The 16100-nt window shown below is 67.3% G+C and carries 16 protein-coding genes; 8 read left to right on the forward strand and 8 right to left on the reverse strand.

Going from position 1 to position 16100, the window contains the following annotated elements; all coding sequences use genetic code 11:
* Nucleotides 1-5: 5 nt before the first annotated feature.
* Together F623_RS0108390 and F623_RS0108395 are read right to left on the reverse strand one after the other, a co-directional pair.
* Entirely contained in the window at nt 6-821 is an 816-nt protein-coding gene (locus tag F623_RS0108390; protein WP_018868395.1) for a slipin family protein, read from the reverse strand.
* Nucleotides 822-1140: 319 nt separating this feature from the next.
* Complete coding sequence (locus tag F623_RS0108395) at nt 1141-2673, reverse strand: nodulation protein NfeD (RefSeq protein ID WP_018868394.1); 1533 nt, start codon at nt 2671-2673, stop codon at nt 1141-1143.
* 110 nt (nt 2674-2783) lie between these two features.
* On the opposite strand from F623_RS0108395, the gene mobA reads away from it, so the two are divergent.
* From mobA to glp, 3 genes are all read left to right on the forward strand, one after another.
* Complete coding sequence (mobA, locus tag F623_RS0108400; protein WP_051079730.1) at nt 2784-3377, forward strand: molybdenum cofactor guanylyltransferase MobA; 594 nt, start codon at nt 2784-2786, stop codon at nt 3375-3377.
* Between the two features lie 76 nt (nt 3378-3453).
* The gene (mobB, locus tag F623_RS0108405) at nt 3454-3990 is read left to right on the forward strand and encodes a molybdopterin-guanine dinucleotide biosynthesis protein B (protein WP_018868392.1); all 537 of its coding nucleotides are present in this window, start codon (nt 3454-3456) and stop codon (nt 3988-3990) included.
* Nucleotides 3991-4003: 13 nt separating this feature from the next.
* Entirely contained in the window at nt 4004-5254 is a 1251-nt protein-coding gene (gene glp / locus F623_RS0108410) for a gephyrin-like molybdotransferase Glp (protein ID WP_018862076.1), read from the forward strand.
* A gap of 45 nt (nt 5255-5299) precedes the next feature.
* Here the strand turns inward: glp and F623_RS0108415 are convergent, their stop codons facing one another.
* Nucleotides 5300-5665 carry a PilZ domain-containing protein gene (locus F623_RS0108415; RefSeq protein ID WP_018862077.1) on the reverse strand — a complete coding sequence of 122 codons (366 nt, stop codon included), beginning with the start codon at nt 5663-5665 and terminating at the stop codon, nt 5300-5302.
* Nucleotides 5666-5727: 62 nt separating this feature from the next.
* On the opposite strand from F623_RS0108415, the gene F623_RS0108420 reads away from it, so the two are divergent.
* Nucleotides 5728-6264: an RDD family protein gene (locus F623_RS0108420; RefSeq protein WP_018862078.1), complete on the forward strand. Its 537-nt coding sequence runs from the start codon at nt 5728-5730 to the stop codon at nt 6262-6264.
* A 49-nt stretch (nt 6265-6313) separates the two neighbouring features.
* On the opposite strand, the gene F623_RS0108425 is transcribed toward F623_RS0108420, so the two are convergent.
* The 3 genes from F623_RS0108425 to lptF are packed head-to-tail and all read right to left on the reverse strand — an operon-like array spanning nt 6314 to nt 9152.
* Entirely contained in the window at nt 6314-6970 is a 657-nt protein-coding gene (locus tag F623_RS0108425) for a GDSL-type esterase/lipase family protein (RefSeq protein WP_018862079.1), read from the reverse strand.
* Entirely contained in the window at nt 6967-8040 is a 1074-nt protein-coding gene (gene lptG, locus F623_RS0108430; protein ID WP_018862080.1) for an LPS export ABC transporter permease LptG, read from the reverse strand. The genes F623_RS0108425 and lptG overlap by 4 nt, the downstream gene beginning before the upstream one ends.
* On the reverse strand, nt 8037-9152 hold the full coding sequence (gene lptF, locus F623_RS0108435; protein WP_018862081.1) for an LPS export ABC transporter permease LptF: 1116 nt from the start codon (nt 9150-9152) through the stop codon (nt 8037-8039). The genes lptG and lptF overlap by 4 nt, the downstream gene beginning before the upstream one ends.
* Nucleotides 9153-9241: 89 nt before the next feature.
* Here lptF and F623_RS0108440 point away from each other — a divergent pair, with 89 nt between their 5' ends.
* A complete protein-coding gene (locus tag F623_RS0108440; RefSeq protein ID WP_018868391.1) occupies nt 9242-10720 on the forward strand; it encodes a leucyl aminopeptidase in 1479 nt (492 codons plus the stop codon).
* Nucleotides 10721-10736: 16 nt separating this feature from the next.
* On the forward strand, nt 10737-11156 hold the full coding sequence (locus F623_RS0108445) for a DNA polymerase III subunit chi (protein ID WP_018868390.1): 420 nt from the start codon (nt 10737-10739) through the stop codon (nt 11154-11156).
* Nucleotides 11157-11186: 30 nt separating this feature from the next.
* On the opposite strand, the gene F623_RS0108450 is transcribed toward F623_RS0108445, so the two are convergent.
* Nucleotides 11187-11786: a DUF938 domain-containing protein gene (locus tag F623_RS0108450; RefSeq protein ID WP_018868389.1), complete on the reverse strand. Its 600-nt coding sequence runs from the start codon at nt 11784-11786 to the stop codon at nt 11187-11189.
* A 90-nt stretch (nt 11787-11876) separates the two neighbouring features.
* Between F623_RS0108450 and F623_RS0108455 the strand changes: the two genes are divergently transcribed.
* Complete coding sequence (locus F623_RS0108455; RefSeq protein ID WP_018862085.1) at nt 11877-12731, forward strand: bifunctional nuclease domain-containing protein; 855 nt, start codon at nt 11877-11879, stop codon at nt 12729-12731.
* Nucleotides 12732-12752: 21 nt separating this feature from the next.
* On the opposite strand, the gene pgi is transcribed toward F623_RS0108455, so the two are convergent.
* The gene (gene pgi, locus F623_RS0108460) at nt 12753-14411 is read right to left on the reverse strand and encodes a glucose-6-phosphate isomerase (RefSeq protein WP_018868388.1); all 1659 of its coding nucleotides are present in this window, start codon (nt 14409-14411) and stop codon (nt 12753-12755) included.
* 168 nt (nt 14412-14579) lie between these two features.
* On the opposite strand from pgi, the gene glgA reads away from it, so the two are divergent.
* The gene (gene glgA / locus F623_RS0108465) at nt 14580-16055 is read left to right on the forward strand and encodes a glycogen synthase GlgA (protein WP_018868387.1); all 1476 of its coding nucleotides are present in this window, start codon (nt 14580-14582) and stop codon (nt 16053-16055) included.
* Nucleotides 16056-16100: the final 45 nt, after the last annotated feature.

Genomic DNA, 16100 nt, shown 5'->3' on the forward strand with positions numbered 1-16100 from the left:
TCGGCCTACGAGTTGCCTCCCGGGTTAGCAGGATTGCCCGGGGCTTCCGGGTTCTCCGCGCGGAACTTGCCGGCGAGATTCTCGAACACCTTGGTCAGCTCCAGCGGCAGCGGGAAGAAGATCGAGTTCGCGTTGCCGTTGGTCGACATGTCGGACATCGTCTGCATGTAACGCAGCTGCAGGGCGGCCGGGCTCGCCTCCATCTTCTGGGCCGCCTGTACCAGCTTCTCGGCCGCCTGCAGCTCGCCCTCGGCGTGGATGACCTTGGCACGACGTTCACGCTCGGCCTCGGCCTGGCGCGCGATCGCGCGGATCATCGAGTCGTCCAGGTCAACGTGCTTGATCTCGACGTTGGTGACCTTGATGCCCCAGGCATCGGTCTGCGAGTCGAGGATCTCCTGGATGTCGTTGTTCAGCTTGTCGCGCTCGGAGAGCATCTCGTCCAGATCATGCTTGCCGAGCACCGAGCGCAGCGTGGTCTGCGCAAGCTGGCTAGTTGCTGCGTAGTAGTCCTCGACCTGGATCACCGACTTGGCAGAATCCACCACGCGGAAGTACAGCACCGCGTTCACCCGAACCGTCACGTTATCCTGCGAGATCACGTCCTGGCTGGGCACGTCCAGTGTGATGATGCGCAGGTCGATCCGGACCATCTGCTGGATGCCCGGGATCACGATAATCAGGCCCGGGCCCTTCACCGACTGGAAGCGGCCGAGGAAGAAGATGACGCCACGCTCGTACTCGCGCAGCACCTTGATCGACATCACAATGATGGCGATCAGGATGACTAGCGGGACGACAAAGAAACCGAGATCGTTCATGTCCTGCTCCTTCTATGTTGAGGGTGCCGGGCCGGCGGGGGAAACACTGTTTAATGTACACGCTCGCGCTCGAGTCGCTTTTGCGTGCGAACAAGGCGCGGTGACTGCCGTGCAGTCATTCTGCACAAGGGAGCCGCAACGCCGTTCCCGCGCAAAAGCGGCCGAGCCCCTTCGTTAATTAAGTCGTAGGGTTGGCACCCCAGGTTCCCCGATCCTGCGTTGCGGCCCTTGCCGGTAGAACCACTACCGGCTGCGCACCGCGCCTTGTCTCGGAAAACCTGGGGTACCAACGCGAGTGTGTACATTAATCAGTGTTTCCCTAGCCGGCCGAGGCAGTGCCCGGGGTGTCTTCTTCGGTCACGGGTTCGACCCGAAGCCTGAGTCCTTCAATCGCGGTCACGCGCACCTTCTGTCCTTCGCGGACCGGTGCCGAGGTCTCCGCGTTCCACTGTTCGCTGTGGACCCAGACCCGCCCGCTGTGGTCGAAGTCCTCGCGCGCCTCGCCGATCATGCCGATCATCTCTTCATAGCCGGTGGCGGGCTTCTTGCCGCGCAGACTGAACAGCCGACCCAGCACCCAAACCGACAGGATGCCAATGGCAATGGCGGTGCCGACCACCAGCGGGATCGCCACGTTGAGCTGCGGGTCGTCCCACAGGATGATGGAGCCAACGATGAAGGCCACGATTCCTCCTATGCCCAGCGCCCCGAAACTGGGTACGAAGGCCTCTGCAATCATGAAGATCATGCCCAGCAGCATCAGCGCCAGGCCTGCGTAGTTCACCGGCATCACCTGCAGCGCGAAGAATGCCAGGATCAGCGCGATTGAGCCGATCACCCCGGGATAGATCGCACCCGGATTGGCCAGCTCGAAGATGATGCCGTAGATCCCGATCAGCATCAGGATGTAGGCGATATTCGGGTTGGTGATCAGCGACAGCAGCTGGGTGCGCCAGTCCGGATCCATGCGCACGATCTCCAGCCCCTCGGTGGACAATGTGCGCTCGCCATCATGCATACGCACGGTGTGGCCGTCGATCTGCGCCAGCAGGTCGTCGAGGTTGTCCGCAACGAAGTCGATCACGTTCTGTTCCAGCGCGGCGGTCGCGGTCAGGTTGGAACCCTCGCGCACCGTCTCCTCGGCCCAATCAGCGTTGCGGTCGTAGCGCTCGGCCAGGCCGCGGATGTAGGACACCGCATCTTCCAGCACCTTGCGCTCCATCGCATCACCGCCCCGGCGGGGCGAGGGGGGATCGTCGTCCAGCAGTTCTTCCTCGGTGGCCGGTTCGATCTCGCCGTTGTCGCCGTTGCCGTTACCGTTACCGTTTTCGCCGTTGTCTCCGTCCTCGGTACCGTTATCCCCGTTGCCATTGTCATTGGCCTCGTCGGTGGCTTCCTCTTCCGGCGGGTCCATGCCCGGCAGGCCGCCACCGCCCATCTGCACCGGCGTGGCGGAGCCGAGGTTGGTGGCCGGGGTCATCGCGGCCACATGCGACCCGTAGAGGATGTAGGTCCCCGCGCTGGCTGCGCGGGCACCCGAGGGGTGGACGTAGGTGACCACCGGGACATCCGACTGCAGGATGTTGCGGATGATGCTGCGCATGCTGGAATCCAGCCCACCGGGGGTGTCCAGCATCAGGACCATGATCTCGGCGTCCTCGGTCTCCGCACGCTCGATGCCCCGGCGGATGTAATCGCCAGTAGCCGGCCCAATGGCATCTTCCACGGTCAGCACCAGTGCGTGCCGTTGCCCGGTTTCCGCCAGCGTGGAAGCCGCCAGCCAGCCAGCCCCCAGCAGCAGGAACACCAGCCAGATTGCGGTCCGCCAGAGGCGCATGCCGCCTCGCTTCATGGGCTTCCTCTCCCGTCGATCCTGTTTCGTCGTACACTCCGCGACGGCCATACCGTCACGCACGTACACCCTAAACCATAGGCCATTGCGGCCCCGAACCCCCAGATACGATGCCTGAAATACCTGGAGCCAACACCTCGCATCCGTTGCTCGGTCTGATCCTGGCCGGCGGGCGCGGGCAGCGCATGGGTGGGCGCAACAAGGGCTGGGTGAAGTATCGGGGCCGCCCGCTGGTAGAACAGGTGATCGAACGCATCCAGCCGCAAGTGGACTCCATCGTGATCAGCGCCAACACCGATATCGACCGTTATCGCGCGCTGGGGTTTCCCTGTCGTCCGGATACTCGGCCAGACTATCCCGGACCACTGGCCGGGATCGCCACGGCATGGGCGTACTACCCCGGGCACAGCCTGCTCTGTGTCCCGGTGGATGCCCCGTCTCTGCCGCCCGACCTGGCCGAACGGCTGGACCAGGCGCTGGGTCCTGGCGACGCTCCGGCCGCAATCGCCCATGACGGCGAACGCCTGCAACCGCTGTTCGCCCTGCTCAGACCCGAGCTGGCTACGCGCCTGGAGGCGGACCTCGGGGGTGGGTCACTGGCGGTCGGGCGCTGGTTTCGCGACATCGGCGCCACGGTCGTCGACTTCTCCGACCAGCCCGACAACTTCGTCAACCTGAATACGCCCGAGGATCTCGACGGCTGATGAACAGTTCGCGCACGCCCTTCCGCTCTCCCGGCTTAGCGTTATACTCAGGCGCGCATAACGCGAGCAGACGACCATGAACCCATATCCTCTCAGCCTCCCGCGCATCGGCTTTGCGGCCTGGAGTGGGAGCGGCAAAACCACCCTGCTCAAGGCGCTGATTCCCGCCCTGCGTGCCCGTGGGCAGCGACCCGCCGTCATCAAGCATGCGCACCATGCGTTCGACGTAGATACCCCCGGCAAGGACAGCTTTGAACTGCGCCACGCCGGCTCGGATCAGATGCTGGTTGCCTCCTGCCGCCGCTATGCGCTGATGGTGGAGACCCCGGAGACCGACGATGGCCGTGTCCCGGATCTGGACATGCTCTGCTCGCGCCTGGACCCGGAGCGCGCGGACCTGATCCTGGTCGAGGGTTTCAAGCAGGCCGACCTGCCAAAGATCGAGGTCCACCGGCCGGCCGTCGGCAAGCCCCCGCTCTACCCGGAGATCCCCGGTGTGATCGCGGTCGCGACCGATGCCACCGAGCTGGACTTCGACGGTCCCCTGCTGCCGATTAACGACCCCGATACGATCGCGCGTTTTATCATTGACCACTTCAACCTGAATCCCTGATCCGGAGACCTCCATGGCCCAGGCCGCACCTAGCTGCGACGAGTTCGACCCCAACGCCCTGACCCTGGAACAGGCGCGCGCGGCCATCCTGCAGGCCTGCGATGCGCTGACTGAATTCGAGACCGTACCGCTGGAATCCGCACTGGGGCGCACCCTGGCCGAACCGATCGCCGCTCGTATCGACGTCCCGCCAGCCGCCGTCTCCGCGATGGATGGCTACGCCCTGCGCGCCGACGACGCCGTCGAAGGTCGCGAGCTGATACTAGCCGGGACCTCGGCCGCCGGGCACCCCTGGGACGGCACCGTGGAACCGGGCCAGTGCGTGCGCATCCTGACCGGCGCCGTGGTCCCGGACGGGGCCGATGTCGTGATCATGCAGGAACAGGTCGAGCGCATCGGCGAGTCCGGGATCCGCCTGAACAACGGCGGTCTGGCGCCCGGGCACAACATCCGCGGCCCGGGCAGCGACACCGCCAGAGGGATCGCGCTTTTCGACCAGGGACAAGTCATTGGCGCCGCCGAGATCGGCGTACTGGCCAGCCAGGGGATCGCGGAACTGCGCGTGCTGCGCAAGCCGCGGGTCGCGTTCTTCTCCACCGGCGACGAACTGATGCCGCTGGGACAGACGCTGGGCCCGGGCCAGATCCACGACTCCAACCGCCACACGCTGCGCGCGCTGCTGGCGGCCTACCCGGTCGAGGCACTGGACTACGGCGTGATCCGCGATACCGAGGCGGCCGTGCGCGAAGCACTGGAGCGCGCCGGGCAGGAGGCGGATCTGATCATCACCACCGGCGGGGTCTCGGTCGGCGATGCCGACCATGTGACCCGTGTGCTGCAGGCCTCGGGCCAGGTCGGCTTCTGGAAGATCGCAATCAAGCCTGGTCGCCCACTGGCCTTCGGGCGTTTCGGCAATGCTCATTTCCTGGGCCTGCCCGGCAACCCGGTTGCGGTCATGACGACCTTCGCCCTGCTGGTCCGCCCCGCCCTGCAGATCCTGGCCGGACACGACACCGCGCCGCCGCAGACCATCAGTGCACGCCTGGTGGAGGACCTGCGCAAGACCCCCGGGCGCAAGGACTTCCAGCGGGCCGTGCTCGCGACCGATGATCGTGGGTGGATCGTGCGCTCGGCCGGCGGCCAGAGCTCGCACCAACTGCGCGCGATGAGCGAGGCCAACGCCTACATCGTGCTGCCGCGCGAGTCGGACGGGGCGCGCGTGGGCGAATGGGTGGAGGTGCTCCCGTTCCGGGAAGTCTTCTGATTACCCCATCCGGGGCGCCGCCAATGAACGCTCAATGCAGCCGAGCTACTCGCGAGTCGGGACGGACTCGGCCATGGCGGCGAATTCACGTTCCAGCAGAGCCTCGTCGCCCAGGTTGAGCTCGACCAGCCGGCGCAGGTGCGTCGCCGATTCCAGCGGCATCGCCTCGATCTCGAGCCCCAGCCACAGGCCCTCCTGCCAGCGCGCACGGCCCTCGAACGCGATCCGCGCCTCGTCGGACAACGGGATGTCCAGCGTGACCACGGCACCCGCCTCCAGAGTCGGGATCTGCGACCCCTCGACCAGGACGCCACGCAGCGAGATATCCTCGACGCGCACGGGAGACTCCCCGTTCGCATGGATCAGGGTGGCCGGAAACTCCAGGGGGATACGTTGAAACCGTCGCTCCATACAGGAAGACTACGCGCTCCTTGCACATTCCTCCAACCTGCATACCGATCCCGACCCTGCCCATGAGCCAAGACCCCAAGAATATCGAAGGCCTGCCCGCCGGCCTGCTGCGCCGCTTCGGCGCGATCATCTACGACGCCCTGTTGCTGGTCGCGATCTGGATGGTACTGGGCATGATCGTGGTGGCACTGGGCAATCTGACCGGCCTGTACTCCACCCGCGCGCATTTCATTGCCAACCTGTTCGTGGGCTGGGCGTTCTTTTTCTGGTTCTGGACGCGTACCGGGCAGACCCTGGGCATGCAGACCTGGAACATCCAGCTGCGCACCGAACATGGCCAGCCAGTCAACGCTTGGCAGGCCACGCTGCGCTATATGGTCGCGGCCGCACAGTGGCTGGTGGTTCTGATGGCGATCTGGGCGGTGCGTCAGCACGGTGCCGTGGCGACCGTGGCGGTTACCGCCGCGGCGATCTTCGCTCTGGGTCTGTCGCAGTTCCACCCGCGGCGCTGGATGCTGCACGACTGGCTGTCCGGAACCGAACTGGTGCGCATCCCGGGCCTCGCCAAGCCTCGCTGGAAAAAGGACAAGGCAGTCTGAACCGACGTCGCCTGCGGTCCCGGATCCCGGAGCCCGCAGGGATCTTGCATCACGGGGCAAGCCACAGGCCGAGATCCTCCAGCCCGTCGGCGATTTGCTCCGCCATTTGCCGATAGCCCTCCGCGTTCGGATGGATGCGATCCGCGCGCAGATCGCCGTTCGAGAGCACCCCCGAGAGCACTGAACCGATCAGCGGGACCCCCTCCTCGCGCGCCAGCTCGCCATAGATGCCGTCGTCGCGCAGGCGCCCCGTCGCAGCCGCGAAGGCCGAGGCCGAGGGCACGCCAAGCAGCAGGGGCTGGGCGCCATGCTCACGCACCTCGTGGATCATTGCCCGCAGGTCCTCCTTGACCGACGCCGCTGCGCGCTGGCGCAGGAAGTCATTGCCGCCGAGGCCGATGATCACCAGATCGGGCTCGTGCTCGCGCAGACTGGGGCCCAAACGGTCACGTGCGCTGTCCGCCCGATCCCCCGGCACACCGTCGTTCACCACCCTCCATCCTGTGATTTCGGCCAGCCTCGCCGGAAAATCCTCTCCGCGCGAGGCACCGGTCCCGTGAGTCACGCTGTCCCCGAACGCCAGCACGGTGGCCGAACGCGGCAGCGGCTCCAGGTCACCGGGTCCGCTGCCGCCACAGCCGGCGAGCAGGGCCAGCAGCCCCGCCAGAGCGCCCGCGAGAAATATCCGCCGCGAGGAAGCGATCATGCCCGCACCGCCATGCGTCGCAGCGCCAGCAGCGCGATGGCCAGGAACAGCAGCACCGGCAGGCTGGCCGCCAGCAGCGGTGGCAGGTTGTACACCAGCCCCAGGTGAGTGATCGCGCGCATCACGATCACGAACGAGACGCCGATCGCGATCCCGATAAACAGGCGCTGGCCGGCGCCGCCCTCGCGCTGCGAGCCGAACAGGAACGGGATCGCGAGCAGCAGCATCACGAAGGTGCTGGCGGGCAGGGTAAAGCGCTGCCAGAACGCAACCTCGTACGGGGCGGCGTCCAGCTGATTCTCGCGCAGATAATCGATGTAGCGGGACAGGTCGAGCGCGGCCATCTGGCTGGGCTCGACCACCAGCACGTCGAAATACTCGGGGGCGATCAGCCGGTCGATCGTCTCCTGCTCACGGTGTTCGGCAACCACGCGGTCATGTGACAGCTGCGAGCGTTCCACGTCCTCCAGCCGCCAGTCGCCATCGACAAACTGGGCCCGCGCCGCACGGGTGATCTGGCTCGGCTCGCGATCCCCGGTGAACTCGATGATGCGCACACCCACAAGCTGATTCCCGGCCAGCACCGACTCGGCGTGGATCATACGCTGACCGTCGCGCGCCCACAGCCCCATCGACCCCACACTGATCTCCTCGTCGAAGGCCGAAGCCTTCAGCGCCTGGGCACGCGTCTCCGAGGCCGGGGCGAAGAACTCGCCGACGATCAGCATCACCATCACCACCACCAACCCCGCCTGCAGCACCCAGACGATGAACCGGCCCAGCGTCATGCCGGCGGCCCGCATCGCCGTCAGTTCGCTGTTGGCCGCGAGGTTGCCCAGCCACAACAGCCCGCCGACCAGTGCGGCAGGCGGCAGCATTTCGTACATCCGTCGCGGCAGGGTCATGGCCACGTAGAGCATCGCCTCGGCAACCCCGTAGTTGCCAGTACCGGTGTCGCGCAGTTCGTCGATCATCGCAAACACCGCATCCAGCGCAACCAGCAGCACAACGGCCAGTCCGGTGCCGATCAGCACCTGGCGGATCACATAGCGCCCCAGCACCGTGGTCATGGTGCTCCTCCAGCATCACGCAAGCGAGGGCTGGCCGACCGCAGTCGCAGCAGGCCCTTGTGCCAGGCCAGCACTACCCACAGCACCAGCATCAGGCCATGGGTCCACCACAGCCCCAGGGCCAGCGGCGTGCGGCCGTCGGCCAGCTGTCCCTGCCCGAGGATCAGGAAGTTCGCGTACAGCACGTACACGCCGATCGCAGCCGGGATACGCGCATAGCGCCCAGTGCGTGGCGGCACCTGCGCCAGCGGCAGCGCGAGCAATGCCAGCACCAGGATTGAAAGCGGCATCGCCAGACGCCATTCCAGCTCGGCGCGCGCCTCGGGATCGTCGCGCTGCGCCCACAGCGCGGAGGTCGGCAGCGCATCCAGGCTGGCGCGCCGCGTGGTTGGGTCGGGCTCGGTAATCTGGGTGCGCAGGCGCTCGAACTCCAGCATGCGGAAGCTCGCGGTACCCGGCTCGCCGACATAGCGATAGCCGTTCTCCAGCATGAGGAAGCCGCTACCCTCGGCGTCGGGATCCGGTACCGCGCGCTCGGCCACGGTAATCTGCGACTCGCCATCCACCTCGCGATAGATGAAGACCTCCAGCAAGGCCTCGCGGTCCGCACTCATGCGCTCGGCGAAAAAGACCTGATCCCCCACCCGCGAGCGCAGGAACCGGCCCGGGGCAACCCCCACCAGGTCGGAACGCTGCTCGGCCAGGTCGCGCAACTGGTCGATCTGCGCCTCGGTGCGGGGCACGACCATGGTCATCAGCACCAGCAACAGGATCGCGGCCGGCGCAGCCACCCAGAACAGCGCACGGTAAAGGGCCGCGAACGACATCCCGCTGGCCTGCAGCGCGGTCATCTCGCTGTCGCGCTGCATGCGCCCGAAGACCAGCATGAACGCCAGAAACAGGGCGACCGGCCAGAGGAAGACGATGCCCTTGAACGCCCCGAACGCAACCATGCCGGGGAGGAAATCGACCGGCAGGCTGCCCTCAGCGACATCGCGCAGCACCCGCGCCAGCACGCCGCCGATAATGACCAGCAGCAGCACCACACTGACCGCGGCCTGGGTCAGCCACAGCTCGCGGGCAATGAAGCGCTCGGCGCGACGCAGGATCACGCGCGCATCACCCCGCGCCGGACGCGACGCGTGGTCGGGCGCCGCTCGGCGCTGGTAACATGATCGGACTCATTTTCGGGAGGCATTTGATGCAATTCTCCGTCACCACCTCGACCCTCGACAAACCCCGCGTCGGCATCCGCGCCGCCGGGATCGCCCACAAGCGCAAGCCGGCCGCGGGCGCCAGCGCCCTGGATGCCGCGCGCGACGGCGAGATCGCGGCCCTGCTGAAGGCCGGCGAGATGGATGGCGAGGCCGGCAGCCGGCTGTTGCTGCCAGGCGGTGGAACCAAGGGTAGCGCACTCCTGATCGGCCTGGGGGCGAAGAAGGACTTCGACGCCCGTGCCGCGCGCAAGGCGGCGCAGGCCCTGGCCGCCGCACTGGTCGAGCGCCCGGCCACCAGCGCCGCGATCGCGGTCGCCGACTTCCAGCCGCGCGGCAAGGACATCGCCTGGGTGGTGCACACCCTGGTCGCGGCGATCTCGGATGCCGCCTACCGCTTCACCCCGTTCAAGGGCAAGGAGAAGACCACCCCGGTGAAGCTGGACAAAATCCAGCTGTGCGTAGAGCGCAAGGACGCCGAGGCCGCGAAGAAGGCCTGCACCGAGGCCGCGGCGATCGCCACCGGCGTGAACCGCGCGAAGGACCTGGGCAACACCCCGCCGAATGTCTGCTACCCGGAGAGCCTGGCCGACACCGCCCGCGAGATGGCGAAACAGCACAAGAAGCTGAAGGCCACGGTGCTGGACGAGAAGGACCTGGAGAAGCTCGGCGCCGGGGCCATCCTGGCGGTAGGCAAGGGTTCCGAGCGCCCGCCGCGCCTGATCGCGATGGAATACTCCGGCGGCAAGAAGGGCGACGCCCCGGTGGTGCTGGTCGGCAAGGGCATCACCTTCGACACCGGCGGGATCTCGCTGAAGCCCGGCGCCGAGATGGACGAGATGAAGTACGACATGTGCGGGGCCGCCAGCGTGTTCGGGGTCATCGAGGCCTGCTGCGAACTGGGGCTGCCGATTAACGTGGTCGGCGTGGTCACCAGTGCCGAGAACATGCCCGACGGCCGCGCGACCCGCCCCGGCGACATCGTCACCACGCTGTCCGGGCAGACGGTAGAGATCCTGAACACCGACGCCGAAGGCCGCCTGGTGCTGGCCGATGCGCTGACCTGGGTCGAGCGCTACAAACCAAAGGCAGTGATCGATATCGCCACCCTGACCGGGGCCTGCATCGTCGCACTGGGCCATCAGGGCGCGGCGATCCTGGGCAACAACGAGCGCCTGGCGAAGAGCCTGCTGGCTGCCGGCGAGGAGACCGGCGACCGCGGCTGGCAGCTCCCCCTGTGGCCGGAGTATCAGGAACAGCTGAAGAGCAATTTCGCCGACATGGCCAATATCGGCGGGCGCCCGGCCGGCACGATCACCGCCGCCTGCTTCCTGTCGCGCTATACCGAGGACTACACCTGGGCGCATGTCGACATCGCCGGCGTGGCCTGGAAGAGCGGCAAGGAAAAGGGCGCGACCGGCCGCCCGGTGCCGATGCTGATGCGCTACCTGCTCGACCAGGCCTGACCCGGGTCGGGCGCGGATGACCCACGTCAGCTTCTACCTGCTGCAGGACCCGGCCCCGGAGGCACGCCTGCGCTTCACCTGCCGCCTGGCGAAGAAGGCCAGCGGCCAGGGCCATCGCGTGCACATCCACACCGGCTCGCCGGAGCTGACGCGGACCCTGGACGAGTGGCTGTGGACCTTCGAGGACACCGCCTTCCTGCCGCACAGCACCGACGTACGCGATGCGGACGTCCCGGTCTCCCTGCACGAGGCCCACGCCCCGTCGGATCGCTGCGACGTGCTGATCAACCTGGCGCCGGAGGTGCCGGAATACTGTGGACGCTTCGAGCGCGTCGCGGATATCGTCGGTGGGGAGGAATCGGAACGCGAGGCGGGCCGCGCCCGCTATCGCTACTTCAAGGAACGCGGCTACCCGCTTGAGCACCACAACATCTGACACGCACCACGCCAGGGAAACACGGACTCTTCAGGCCTTGTGCCAGATCAGCACCTGATTGTTGACCGGCATCTCCACCACCTCGGCCCGGCCAAGTCCATGCTGCCCGGCCAGCGCGTCCAGATCGGCGCGGTCGCGCACACCCATGCCCAGTTTCTGCTGACGCAGCATCGCGTCGAAGCGCGCATTCGACGGCGCCGTGTGCGCGCCATCATGTGCGAACGGGCCGTACAGCGCGAATAACCCGCCTGGCGCCAGCACCCGCCCCACACCCGCGAAAAAGGCCTCGACCGCCAGCCAGCGCATGATGTGCACGGTATTCGCGCTGTAGACATAGTCGAACGGCCCCTCGGGCCAGCGGTCGCTCAGCACGTCCAGCGCCACCGCTGCCCGCAGGTTCGGCAGCGCCGCGTCCCTGCGCCAGGCCTCCACCCCCGGGAGATTCTCCGCAACATCGCTCGGAAGCCAGTCGAGGTGTGGCAGGGCACCGGCGAAATACACCGCGTGCTGTCCCGTGCCCGCCCCGACCTCCAATACCCGGCCGGGTGCGGCAAAACGCTCGCGCAGCACGGACAGGATGGGGTCGCGATTCTCCTCCGCGGCCGAGGCGTGGGGCTTGTGGCGCGACATAATCTCTCCTGCACCTGAATTCGGGTCATTCTGGACGCACCTGGAGCGGACTGCCATGATCGAGGGACACCCCGAACACAGGCCCACCCCATGTCGCATCGCCACCGGTTTGCCTGGCCCCTGGTCCTGGCACTCACCCTGGTGCTCGCCGCCAGTGACGCCCTCGCCCGCGAAGTCGACCCGGAGGCGCTGGAGCGCGTGCTACCGGTGGAACTGGCAACCGTTGGCATGGATGCCCAGACCGGCGCCCCGATCGCCCTTTTACGCGACCCCGACTCCCGCGAGGTGGTCCCGATCGTGATTGGCCCCGATCAAGCGCAGTCCATCCTGCTGGCGATGCACGACGTTCAGCTGTCGCGCCCCCAGACGCACGACTTGATGATCAACCTACTGGACGAACTGGATGCAACTCTGGAACGCGTGATCGTCGACGGCCTGGTCGACGGCACGTACCTCGGCTGGCTGGAGCTGCGCGTGGAGGGCGAGGACGAGCCGCGCTACATCGACACCCGCCCCAGCGACGGTCTGGCTCTGGCTGTGCGCACCGGCGCCACGATTGCGGTCTCGCCCGACGTCCTCGAGGCCGATGTGCCGTTCGAATACAGCCCGCCCGGCGACGACGAGGTGGTGACCGCGCTCGGCATCACCGTAATCGCGGTGCGCGACGACCTGCGCGAGGCGCTGGAACTGCCGGACGAACCCGGCGTGCTGGTGAGCCGCGCTGAGGGCGCGGCCGCAGCCGCCGGCCTGGCGCAGGGCGCGCTGATCCTGGAGGTGAACGGGCAAACTCCCGAGACCCCGATCGAGTTCCTGGATGCAGTCTCCGAGACCCCGGATGGCGAAGAGGCGGAGATCCGCTTCTGGCTGGACGGCGAGGAACAGACCATCACCCTGCCCACCGACGTCCCGCAGATCGAGGAATCGGACGACGCCCTGGCCGTGTAGCGGATCGGACCAGGAACGGACTCAGTCGGCAGTCGGCAGCCGCGGGCGCAGCCAGTCCAGCGTCGCGGCCGTGGCCGCATCCGGCTGTCCACCCTCGCCGCGCAGGGCCTGCAGGGCCTCGCCGGCCAGCTGCTTGCCAAGCTCCACACCCCACTGGTCGAAAGCATTGATGCCCCAGAGCGTCGCGAGCACATAGATTTTGTGCTCGTACAGCGCGATCAGGGCCCCCAGCGTGGCCGGATCGAGCTGCTCCAGCAGGATTACGGTGCTGGGCCGGTTGCCCGGGAAGGTGCGGTGCGGGGCCAGGGCATCGATCTGCTCGGGCGCGATACCGGCCGCAGCCATCTCCGCGCGCACCGTCCCTTCGTCCTTGCCCAGCGCCAGGGCCTGTGCCTGCGCCACTAGATTCGCCAGCAGCAGCGGGTGCTGGGCCGGGAGGTCGTGCTCCGGCCGGGCCACGCCGATGAATTCCGCCGGGATCACCCGCGTGCCCTGATGCAGCAGCTGGAAGAACGCGTGCTGGCCATCGGTGCCGACGGCCCCCCAGACGATGCTGCCGGTATCCTCGTCCACCGGGCGGCCATCCAGCCGCACCTGCTTGCCGAGACTCTCCATCTCCGCTTGCTGCAGATAGGCGGGCAGCAGGGCCAGACGTTCGTCATAGGGCAGGACCGCGCGGGCGCAGCCCCCCAGCAGATTCTGGTTCCAGTAGTCGACCAGGGCCATGCGTACGGCGGCATTGTCGGCGAGGATCGTGCCGCGCACGTGCTCGTCCATCATGTGCGCCCCGCCAAGGAAGGCGCGGAAGCCATCCATGCCCAGAAGCAGCGCCACCGGCAGACCGATCACCGACCACACCGAATAACGCCCGCCGACCCAGTCCCAGAAGCCGAACATGTTGGCCGGGTCGATCCCGAACTCCACCACCCGCTCGCGCGCGGTGGACACCGCGACGAAATGGCGGGCAACCGCCTCCGCGGGAAAGTGGCCAAGCAGCCAGTCGCGCGCGGCGCGGGCGTTGGTCAGGGTCTCCTGCGTGCCGAAGGTCTTGGAGGCGACGATGAACAGGGTCGTCTCGGGGTCGGCCTCGCGCAGTTCGGTGGACAGCGCGGCACCATCCACGTTGGAGACAAAGCGCACGGTCAGCGGATCGCCCTCGGCGGTCGGCCGGGCATGTGCGGCCAGGGCACGGCAGACCATGCGCGGGCCCAGGTCGGAGCCGCCAATGCCGATATTGATCACCCGCCGGATCGGTCGGCCCGTATGGCCCGTATGTTCGCCCGCGTGGACCCGGCGCACGAAGGCCTCCATGCGCTCGAGTTCCGCGTGCACCGGCCCGGCCAGGTCCTCGCCTGCGACCTCGCAGCGCGTGCCGGGCGGCAGGCGCAGCGCCGAGTGCAGGGCCGCTCGGTCCTCGGTGATGTTCACACGCTCGCCCGCGAACAAGCGCTCCAGCGCCCCGGCCACACCGCAATGCTCCGCATGCGCCGTCAGGGCCTGCCAGCCCGGGCCGTCCAGCCGCTGGCGCGTCCAGTCCAGGCGCAGCCCCGCGATCTCCTGCACATCCCGCTGCACCCGGCCCGGGTCCTCTTCCAACAAGTTTCGCAGGGGACGCTCGTTCAGCCGCGCTCTATGTGCAGCCAGATCATCATTCCGTGCCGGTTCGTTCCCTGAGATCATCCGTGTGCCCCTCGCGATGGTGACTCCAGATTGCAGCGCTCCGTCCAACCGTTCAATGCCCCGGCGTTCCATGTCGTCCCGTTCCATATCGCTCCGGGCGCCTGAGTTACACTCTTGGAAACGCAACCGGGGCTCCCGGTTCCACCAGTGTTTCCCCAGGGAATTGTTATGCGCATCCTTTTTGCCAGCAGCGAGGCGTACGGCCTGACCAAGACCGGGGGCCTCGCCGACGTCAGCGCCAGCCTGCCCGTTGCCCTGCGCCGTCGTCGGCAGGACGTACGGCTGGTCGTGCCCGGCTATCCGGAGGCCTGCAGCCAGCTGGCCCACGCGCAACCCTTGCCCGGCCCCCCGGATGCGCCCTGGCAGTTGATCGAAGGCCACCTGCCCGGCACCAAACTGCCGGTCTACCTGGTCGACTGGCCGGAGTACTTCCAGCGGGCCGGCAACCCCTACAGCGCCAGCAATGGCATGGACTGGCCGGACAACGCCCAGCGTTTCGCCGGGTTCGCGCGGGCGATCACGGCGATTGCCCGCGACAAGGCCGGGCTCGACTGGGCACCGGAACTCGTGCACCTGAACGACTGGCAGACCGGTCTCGTTCCCGTATTCCTGGACCCCGAGCGCAGCGGTCTCCCGCGCCCGCGCACGATCTTCACGATCCACAACCTCGCCTATCAGGGGCTGTTCCCGGCGAAGGCGATGGACGATCTGGGCCTGCCGTCCGATCTGTGGACCCCGGACGCCCTGGAGTTTCACGACCACCTGTCCTTCATGAAGGCCGGGCTGGTCTTCGCCGACGCCATCACCACGGTCTCGCCCACCTACGCCCGGGAGATCCAGGAGCCGGAATCGGGCATGGGCCTGGATGGCGTGCTGCGCGCCCGCACCAAGGACCTCTACGGCATCCTGAACGGAGTGGACTACCGTGCCTGGGATCCCTCCCGCGATCGCCACATCGCCCGGACCTACTCGGCGGAGGACCTGTCAGGCAAGGCCGAGAACAAGGCCGCCCTGCAAAAACGCATGGGACTGGAGGTCGATCCCGACGTACCGCTCCTCGGTCATGTCGGCCGCATGGTCGAACAAAAGGGCGTGGACCTGATCCATGCGGCCTGCACCCCCTTGCTGGAGTCCGGACGCGTGCAACTCGCCCTGGTCGGTTCCGGACAGAAGGACCTGGAACACGCGACCGGCGCCCTGGCGCGGACCTACACCGGCCGCGTCGGGGTGCACATCGGCTACGACGAGCCGCTGGCGCACCAGATCGAGGCCGGGGCCGACCTGTTCCTGATGCCCTCTCGCTTCGAGCCCTGCGGCCTGAACCAGATGTACAGCCTGCGCTACGGCACACCGCCGGTGGTACATGCCACGGGTGGGCTGGCGGATACCGTCGTCGACGCCACCCCCGAACACCTGGCCGACGGCACCGCCAACGGATTCAGTTTCACGCCCGACACGGTCAGCGCGCTGACGCAGGCCCTGGAAAGCGCCCTGGACCTCTACCACAGGCGCGCCGACGGGCGCTGGGAACAGCTCCTGCGCACCGGTATGGGCCAGGAGTTCGACTGGTCCACCAGCGCCGAACACTACCTCTCCCTGTATCGCCAGCTGGCGCCCCGCAAGCGACAGACTGCAACAACCTGATCTGCGCTATAATCCGTGACCGTTTCGCGCACGCAGTGAATGCAA

Source organism: Thioalkalivibrio sp. ALD1 (assembly GCF_000381245.1).
In the GTDB taxonomy this organism is placed as follows: domain Bacteria; phylum Pseudomonadota; class Gammaproteobacteria; order Ectothiorhodospirales; family Ectothiorhodospiraceae; genus Thioalkalivibrio.

Bases quoted from the DNA above. Each gene is read 5' to 3' on its own strand.
- mobA (WP_051079730.1), top strand. From the start codon at position 2,784: ATGCCTGAAATACCTGGAGCCAACACCTCGCATCCGTTGCTCGGTCTG.
- F623_RS0108395 (WP_018868394.1), bottom strand. From the start codon at position 2,673: ATGAAGCGAGGCGGCATGCGCCTCTGGCGGACCGCAATCTGGCTGGTG.
- F623_RS0108455 (WP_018862085.1), top strand. From the start codon at position 11,877: ATGTCGCATCGCCACCGGTTTGCCTGGCCCCTGGTCCTGGCACTCACC.
- F623_RS0108445 (WP_018868390.1), top strand. From the start codon at position 10,737: ATGACCCACGTCAGCTTCTACCTGCTGCAGGACCCGGCCCCGGAGGCA.
- F623_RS0108425 (WP_018862079.1), bottom strand. From the start codon at position 6,970: ATGATCGCTTCCTCGCGGCGGATATTTCTCGCGGGCGCTCTGGCGGGG.
- glgA (WP_018868387.1), top strand. From the start codon at position 14,580: ATGCGCATCCTTTTTGCCAGCAGCGAGGCGTACGGCCTGACCAAGACC.
- glp (WP_018862076.1), top strand. From the start codon at position 4,004: ATGGCCCAGGCCGCACCTAGCTGCGACGAGTTCGACCCCAACGCCCTG.
- F623_RS0108440 (WP_018868391.1), top strand. From the start codon at position 9,242: ATGCAATTCTCCGTCACCACCTCGACCCTCGACAAACCCCGCGTCGGC.
- F623_RS0108415 (WP_018862077.1), bottom strand. From the start codon at position 5,665: ATGGAGCGACGGTTTCAACGTATCCCCCTGGAGTTTCCGGCCACCCTG.
- F623_RS0108390 (WP_018868395.1), bottom strand. From the start codon at position 821: ATGAACGATCTCGGTTTCTTTGTCGTCCCGCTAGTCATCCTGATCGCC.
- pgi (WP_018868388.1), bottom strand. From the start codon at position 14,411: ATGATCTCAGGGAACGAACCGGCACGGAATGATGATCTGGCTGCACAT.
- F623_RS0108420 (WP_018862078.1), top strand. From the start codon at position 5,728: ATGAGCCAAGACCCCAAGAATATCGAAGGCCTGCCCGCCGGCCTGCTG.
- F623_RS0108450 (WP_018868389.1), bottom strand. From the start codon at position 11,786: ATGTCGCGCCACAAGCCCCACGCCTCGGCCGCGGAGGAGAATCGCGAC.
- lptG (WP_018862080.1), bottom strand. From the start codon at position 8,040: ATGACCACGGTGCTGGGGCGCTATGTGATCCGCCAGGTGCTGATCGGC.
- mobB (WP_018868392.1), top strand. From the start codon at position 3,454: ATGAACCCATATCCTCTCAGCCTCCCGCGCATCGGCTTTGCGGCCTGG.